Raw genomic sequence first — 6187 nt, 5'->3', positions numbered from 1 at the left:
AACACCCAAGCAATTTGCATGCTCTGAGCTGAAAAGCGAAAGAGACCAGATTACGGTGTGTGAAGACGAAAATGAACCGAAAGTTCGACGTTCACAAAACACCGAAAGCTGTCACATACCCAATTTGCTGAAGCGAGACCAACTGGTCACGACTCAGTACCCGAATTTCTTGACGACCATAGAGCATTGGAACCACCTGATCCCATCCCGAACTCAGCAGTGAAACGATGCATCGCCGATGGTAGTGTGGGGTTTCCCCATGTGAGAGTAGGTCATCGTCAAGATTAAATTCCAGAACCCCTGTTTGCTAACGCAAACAGGGGTTTTGTTTTGGGCGGTCGAAAAAACTAAAAAACCATCGCTCATGTCCTGAGTGCAAACGCCCTGCGTTTCTATGCAATGACCTTACGCATGGCTATTATGCGTGCCTCATTGTGAGGCGATATTTGCATGCTGATGTTGTTGAAACTACTGAAAGACGGTCGATTCCATTCTGGAGAAGCGCTTGGCGCCGCCCTGGGCGTCAGTCGCAGCGCTGTGTGGAAGCAGCTTCAGCATCTTGAGGCAGAGTTAGGGCTGCCCATTCATAAGGTCCGAGGTCGTGGGTATCAATTGGCTGCGCCGTTGGTGTTCTTGAGTGCAGAGCAAATTTCCCTGAATGCGGCCTCTTTAACCTGGCCAGTTCATATTTTCGATTCCATCGACTCCACTAACGCCGAAGCTTTGCGTCTCGTTGACTCAGGGTGCGCAGCCCCCTTTGTCGTACTGTCGGAGCAGCAGACGGCTGGTAGGGGAAGGCGTGGTCGAAAATGGGTCAGTCCGTTTGCGCAAAATGTCTACTACAGCCTCGTGCTGCGCATTGAAGGTGGTCTGCGACAGTTGGAGGGGTTGAGTCTCGTAGTTGGCTTAGCCGTTATGCAGGCGTTGCGTGAGACCGGTGTACAGGGCGCGGCTTTGAAATGGCCAAACGACGTCTTGGTCGGGAGCAAGAAAATTTCTGGCATCTTGCTGGAGCTGGTGGGGGATCCTGCGGATATCTGTCACGTTGTCCTAGGGATAGGCATCAATGTGAATATGCAGAAAGCCGATGATGTGGATCAGCAATGGACTTCAATTCAGCTCGAGACCGGTTCTGCTATTGATCGCAACCAATTGGTGGCGCGTCTGGGGATGCAGTTGCAAGGCTATCTGGATCGACATAAGACTGCCGGTTTTGCCGGGCTGCAAGATGAGTGGGAGCGGCATCACTTGTGGCAGGGCAAGCCTGTGTCTCTCGTTGCTGGTGTTACCCAGATTGATGGGGTGGTGTTGGGCGTGGATCATCAGGGCGCGTTGCGCTTGAATGTCGATGGCGTCGAGAAAATATACAGCGGTGGTGAGTTAAGCCTGAGGTTGCGTGATGATTCTTGAGCTCGACTGTGGGAACAGCTTCATAAAGTGGCGCGTGCTTGAGGCGAGTGATGCAAGTGTCTCCGCCGAAGGCGTGGTGGGTTCGGATGATGCGTTGATTGAGAGCCTGATAGCGCTTCCTGGCCTTCTGCTCACGCGTTGTCGGTTAGTGAGTGTTCGAGCGCTTGAGGAAACCGACAAGCTGGTAGCGGCGTTGGTGAAGGCATTTGGCGTTACCGTTTCCTGTGCGGGTTCCGCGCGACAAATGGCCGGTGTGCACAATGGCTACGAAGAGTTCGAGCGGCTTGGGCTGGATCGTTGGTTGGCGATGCTGGGTGCATATAAGTTAGCGTCCGGCGCATGCGTAGTGCTCGATTTTGGTACGGCGGCGACCGCAGACTTTATTGATGTTGATGGTGAGCACTTGGGTGGGTTTATTTGCCCGGGCTTGCCACTTATGCGCAATCAGTTGCGAACCCATACGCGCAAGATACGTTATGACGATGCCGCGGCTGAGAGAGCTCTTGAGCGTCTCTCTCCTGGGCGGACGACCGTAGAGGCTGTCGAGCGCGGTTGTACGCTTATGCTAAGAGGGTTCGTGTTGACCCAGCTTGAATTGGCGAGAAGCTATTGGGGCGAGGATTTCACTGTCTTCCTGACGGGGGGGGATGCCGACCTGGTCAGGGATGCTGCACCTCAGGCTTGTTTGGTCCCGGACCTTGTGTTTGTTGGTTTGGCAATGGCGTGTCCTTTGTCTTGAGGTGATTATGCGCTGGCTGTTTTTGCTTTTACTTGTCCTCAATGTTTTCTACTACGTCTGGCATCAGCAAGAAGCTCCATTGCGTGCCAAGGACGTCACACCATTGAGTCTCTATCGTGGAACGCAGCAAGATATTCGGCTCCTGAGTGAGTCTGCCGACACGGTGGCGCGGCGTGATCGAGCAAGGGGGGCTGATGCACAAAGCACCTGTCTGTACATTGGTGGTTTCTCGGATCGTCACCAGGCGCTCTCTCTCGAGCAGCGGCTGACAAGCTTGGACATAAGGGTCAGGCTTCAATTGTTGAGCGCGCCTGAAGCCTCGGGTTACTGGTTGCGAGTAGCCCCTGAGAGTAGGCGCTTGGCTGACGATCTGCCCTTTGAAAGCCTTGCTAATGAATTCAATGAGTTAAAACATAAAATAATGCTGTGCGAAGGCATTGCAACTCTCGAATAGTTTGCATAGAATGGCGCCCGCTTCGCAGTGAAGACCTTTAAGGGCTTCAAGGTGAAACGAAGGTCAACGCAGCTAACCTCATATTTTTAATGAGAAAATGCTTGACAGAAGGTCGGCGTGATGTAGAATGCCGGCTCGCTTAGGAGGGGTTCCCGAGCGGCCAAAGGGATCAGACTGTAAATCTGACGTCTACGACTTCGAAGGTTCGAATCCTTCCCCCTCCACCATTTTTAGCGTGAGCTGCAAGCTCCGCGGGTATAGTTTAGTGGTAGAACCTCAGCCTTCCAAGCTGATGATGCGGGTTCGATTCCCGCTACCCGCTCCAAGTTTGCAGGTTGTGCAAGGTGTTTTGCTCTTGTAGCTCAGTTGGTAGAGCACACCCTTGGTAAGGGTGAGGTCAGCGGTTCAAATCCGCTCAAGAGCTCCATATAACAAGGCAGATATGAAAATATCTGCCTTTGTTTTAACAGCTGCCTCGGCTTGTATCGTGTTATGTCTGGCTGTGATTGTCAGGTGATTTCAAGTCTGTTGGGGTTGGTTGTTGTAAAGTCTTTTTCAGGCCTGCATAATGGTCGGCCTGATTTTGTTTTAGGTCAGTAGCTCAATTGGCAGAGCGACGGTCTCCAAAACCGTAGGTTGGGGGTTCGATTCCCTCCTGACCTGCCAGATTCACGTGGTGTGTCTGGCTTTCTTTTCACAGGATCTTCATAGATGACTCCTAAGGCTGAAGCTCAAAGCTCTCGTTTCGATCTGTTCAAGTGGCTCGCTGTAGTCGCCTTGGTGGTCGTAGGCGTTGTTGGCAATCAGTACTATTCTGCTTCGCCGATCCTGTACCGTGTCCTCGCATTGCTCGCCCTCGCTGCTGTAGCTGCCTTTGTAGGCCTGCAGACTGCTAAAGGCAAGTCTTTCGCGGTCCTGGTAAAGGAAGCTCGCACCGAAATTCGTAAAGTCGTTTGGCCGACTCGCCAAGAAACCACGCAGACCACATTGATTGTTGTGGCTGTTGTTCTGGTTATGGCGTTGCTGTTGTGGGGGCTCGATTCCCTGCTCGGCTGGCTTGTTTCCTTGATTGTTGGCTAAGGGTGTCCCGTGGCTAAGCGTTGGTACGTTGTGCATGCTTACTCGGGTTACGAGAAGCATGTTATGCGCTCTTTGCTGGAGCGCGTAAAGCTGGCAGGCATGGAAGATGGCTTCGGCGAAATTCTGGTTCCCACTGAAGAAGTGGTTGAAATGCGGAATGGCCAGAAGCGCAAGAGTGAGCGCAAGTTCTTCCCTGGCTACGTGCTGGTACAGATGGACATGAATGAAGGTACTTGGCACTTGGTCAAGGATACTCCTCGTGTCATGGGTTTCATTGGCGGTACTGCTGATAAGCCTGCTCCGATCACTGACAAGGAGGCAGAAGCAATTCTGCGTCGTGTTGCTGACGGTAGCGACAAGCCCAAGCCGAAGACATTGTTCGAGCCGGGTGAGGTTGTTCGTGTTACAGATGGTCCTTTCGCTGATTTCAATGGCACCGTCGAAGAAGTTAACTACGAAAAGAGCCGGATCCAAGTGGCAGTGCTCATTTTCGGTCGCTCTACTCCGGTAGAGTTGGAGTTCAGCCAGGTCGAGAAGGTCTAGCTGAAAAAGCATCCCAACCCCGCAGCCTTAGGCTGTGGGGTTTTGTCGTCACTGGGATAAACGCGCAAGTAACCGGGGAGCCTTTCTAGGCGTTTGAACCCGTAATTGGAGTGCCTCATGGCCAAGAAGATTACCGCTTACATCAAGCTGCAAGTGAAGGCCGCTCAGGCCAACCCTAGCCCACCCGTCGGTCCAGCTCTGGGTCAGCACGGCGTGAACATCATGGAATTCTGCAAGGCCTTCAACGCTCGTACTCAGGGTCTTGAGCCAGGTCTGCCGACTCCAGTGATCATCACTGTATACAGCGACCGTAGCTTTACTTTCGAAACCAAGTCGACCCCGGCTTCGGTTTTGTTGAAGAAAGCTGCTGGTCTGACTAGCGGTTCCGCTCGTCCGAACACCGTTAAGGTTGGCACCGTAACTCGTGCTCAGCTGGAAGAAATCGCGAAAACCAAAAACGCGGATCTGACTGCAGCTGATATGGATGCAGCCGTGCGTACCATCGCCGGTTCTGCTCGTAGCATGGGCCTTAACGTGGAGGGTGTGTAATGGCTAAGCTGACCAAGCGCCAAAAGGCTATCGCCGGCAAAATCGAAGCAGGCAAGTCCTACAACTTCGTAGACGCTGCTGCTCTGCTGACCGAGCTGTCGACTGTCAAGTTCAGCGAGTCTGTTGACGTTGCTGTGAACCTGGGTGTTGACCCGCGTAAATCCGACCAGGTCGTTCGTAGCGCTACTGTGCTGCCACACGGTACTGGCAAGACTGTACGTGTTGCTGTCTTCACTCAGGGCCCGGCGGCTGAAGCTGCTCTGGCTGCCGGCGCTGATCGCGTTGGTATGGACGATCTGGCTGCCGAAATGAAAGGCGGCGATCTGAACTATGACGTCGTTATTGCTTCCCCGGATGCAATGCGCGTTGTAGGTCAGTTGGGTCAGATCCTGGGTCCACGTGGCCTGATGCCTAACCCTAAAGTCGGCACCGTAACGCCAGACGTAGCTACCGCGGTTAAAAACGCAAAGGCTGGTCAGGTTCGTTATCGCACCGACAAAAACGGCATCATTCACACCTCCGTTGGCAAGGTCGGCTTCGACGCCGTCAAGCTGAAGGAAAACGTTGAAGCCCTGATCGCTGATCTGAAGCGTATCAAGCCAGCTTCCTCGAAAGGCATCTACGTCAAGCGCGTTACCCTGAGCACCACTATGGGCCCAGGTCTGGTCATCGACCAAGGCTCGCTGGACGTATAAGACACAAATTGGCGCAAGCGATTGCGCCAATTGAAAGATTGGGGTCCCTGCCTGGCGGGGGCTATCCAAGACCGTAGGCGACGCAAGTCTTAAACCAACAAGCCTACGCAGATGGTGCTCCCGGTTCCTTACCGAATCAGACACCAAAACGACATCCGGCCTCGGCCAGATGAAACGGTAACAAGCAGGAGTTAAACCCGTGGCAATTAATCTCGAAGACAAGAAGGCCATCGTCGCTGAAGTCAACGAGGCTGCCAAAGCTGCTCTGTCCGCTGTCGTGGCTGATGCCCGTGGTGTGACAGTAGGCGCTATGACCGGACTCCGTAAAGAGGCTCGTGAAGCTGGCGTATACGTACGTGTTGTACGTAACACCCTGCTCAAGCGCGCTGTTGCTGACACTGAATACAGTGTTCTCAACGACGTGTTCACTGGCCCGACTCTGATCGCGTTCTCCAAGGACCATCCAGGCGCTGCTGCCCGTTTGTTCAAAGAGTTCGCCAAGAGTCAGGATAAGTTCGAGATCAAGGCAGCTGCGTTCGAGGGCAAGTTCCTCGCAGCTAACCAAATCGACGTACTGGCAACACTGCCGACCCGCGACGAAGCCATTTCGCAGCTGATGAGCGTGATTCAAGGCGCTACCAGCAAGCTGGCTCGTACTCTGGCTGCAGTTCGCGAGCAAAAAGAAGCTGCCGCAGCCTAAGGCTGAGCAACTTCTCT

Annotated in this window: 8 protein-coding genes, 4 tRNA genes and 1 rRNA gene; all 13 read left to right on the top strand. The window is 53.5% G+C overall.

Annotation, left to right across the window (positions count from 1 at the left end):
• Window positions 1-168: 168 nt before the first annotated feature.
• The 13 genes from rrf to rplJ all read left to right on the top strand — a co-directional run bounded on the left by rrf (window position 169) and on the right by rplJ (window position 6170).
• Window positions 169-284, top strand: a 5S ribosomal RNA gene (gene rrf, locus E4P01_RS05740).
• 166 nt (window positions 285-450) lie between these two features.
• The gene (birA, locus tag E4P01_RS05735) at window positions 451-1410 is read left to right on the top strand and encodes a bifunctional biotin--[acetyl-CoA-carboxylase] ligase/biotin operon repressor BirA (RefSeq protein WP_032879211.1); all 960 of its coding nucleotides are present in this window, start codon (window positions 451-453) and stop codon (window positions 1408-1410) included.
• Window positions 1400-2149, top strand: a complete 750-nt coding sequence (locus E4P01_RS05730; protein ID WP_078822464.1) for a pantothenate kinase — start codon at window positions 1400-1402, stop codon at window positions 2147-2149. Before birA ends, E4P01_RS05730 begins: the two co-directional genes overlap by 11 nt.
• A 7-nt stretch (window positions 2150-2156) precedes the next feature.
• Window positions 2157-2603, top strand: a complete 447-nt coding sequence (locus E4P01_RS05725; RefSeq protein ID WP_005791992.1) for a hypothetical protein — start codon at window positions 2157-2159, stop codon at window positions 2601-2603.
• 142 nt (window positions 2604-2745) lie between these two features.
• A tRNA-Tyr gene (locus tag E4P01_RS05720) sits at window positions 2746-2830 on the top strand.
• Window positions 2831-2854: 24 nt separating this feature from the next.
• Window positions 2855-2928, top strand: a tRNA-Gly gene (locus E4P01_RS05715).
• A gap of 26 nt (window positions 2929-2954) precedes the next feature.
• A tRNA-Thr gene (locus E4P01_RS05710) sits at window positions 2955-3030 on the top strand.
• Between the two features lie 163 nt (window positions 3031-3193).
• Window positions 3194-3269, top strand: a tRNA-Trp gene (locus E4P01_RS05705).
• A gap of 45 nt (window positions 3270-3314) precedes the next feature.
• A complete protein-coding gene (gene secE, locus E4P01_RS05700) occupies window positions 3315-3683 on the top strand; it encodes a preprotein translocase subunit SecE (protein WP_005791990.1) in 369 nt (122 codons plus the stop codon).
• Window positions 3684-3692: 9 nt separating this feature from the next.
• The gene (gene nusG, locus E4P01_RS05695) at window positions 3693-4226 is read left to right on the top strand and encodes a transcription termination/antitermination protein NusG (RefSeq protein ID WP_003176436.1); all 534 of its coding nucleotides are present in this window, start codon (window positions 3693-3695) and stop codon (window positions 4224-4226) included.
• Between the two features lie 117 nt (window positions 4227-4343).
• Window positions 4344-4775, top strand: coding sequence for a 50S ribosomal protein L11 (rplK, locus tag E4P01_RS05690; protein WP_003176435.1), 432 nt, complete (start codon window positions 4344-4346; stop codon window positions 4773-4775).
• Window positions 4775-5470 carry a 50S ribosomal protein L1 gene (gene rplA, locus E4P01_RS05685; RefSeq protein ID WP_003176434.1) on the top strand — a complete coding sequence of 232 codons (696 nt, stop codon included), beginning with the start codon at window positions 4775-4777 and terminating at the stop codon, window positions 5468-5470. Before rplK ends, rplA begins: the two co-directional genes overlap by 1 nt.
• 199 nt (window positions 5471-5669) lie before the next feature.
• Window positions 5670-6170 (top strand): 50S ribosomal protein L10, encoded by a 501-nt coding sequence (gene rplJ, locus E4P01_RS05680; protein ID WP_003232405.1) that lies wholly within the window; start codon window positions 5670-5672, stop codon window positions 6168-6170.
• The last annotated feature ends 17 nt before the right edge of the window (window positions 6171-6187 follow it).

This window comes from Pseudomonas sp. NCIMB 10586 (assembly GCF_023127895.1).
GTDB lineage: Bacteria > Pseudomonadota > Gammaproteobacteria > Pseudomonadales > Pseudomonadaceae > Aquipseudomonas > Aquipseudomonas synxantha_A.
This window is presented reverse-complemented; position numbering and strand designations above follow the sequence as displayed.

What these genes read in the sequence shown, in the direction of transcription:
- birA (WP_032879211.1), top strand. Translation starts at nt 451, where the DNA reads ATGCTGATGTTGTTGAAACTACTGAAAGACGGTCGATTCCATTCTGGA.
- E4P01_RS05725 (WP_005791992.1), top strand. Translation starts at nt 2,157, where the DNA reads ATGCGCTGGCTGTTTTTGCTTTTACTTGTCCTCAATGTTTTCTACTAC.
- rplK (WP_003176435.1), top strand. Translation starts at nt 4,344, where the DNA reads ATGGCCAAGAAGATTACCGCTTACATCAAGCTGCAAGTGAAGGCCGCT.
- secE (WP_005791990.1), top strand. Translation starts at nt 3,315, where the DNA reads ATGACTCCTAAGGCTGAAGCTCAAAGCTCTCGTTTCGATCTGTTCAAG.
- E4P01_RS05730 (WP_078822464.1), top strand. Translation starts at nt 1,400, where the DNA reads ATGATTCTTGAGCTCGACTGTGGGAACAGCTTCATAAAGTGGCGCGTG.
- rplA (WP_003176434.1), top strand. Translation starts at nt 4,775, where the DNA reads ATGGCTAAGCTGACCAAGCGCCAAAAGGCTATCGCCGGCAAAATCGAA.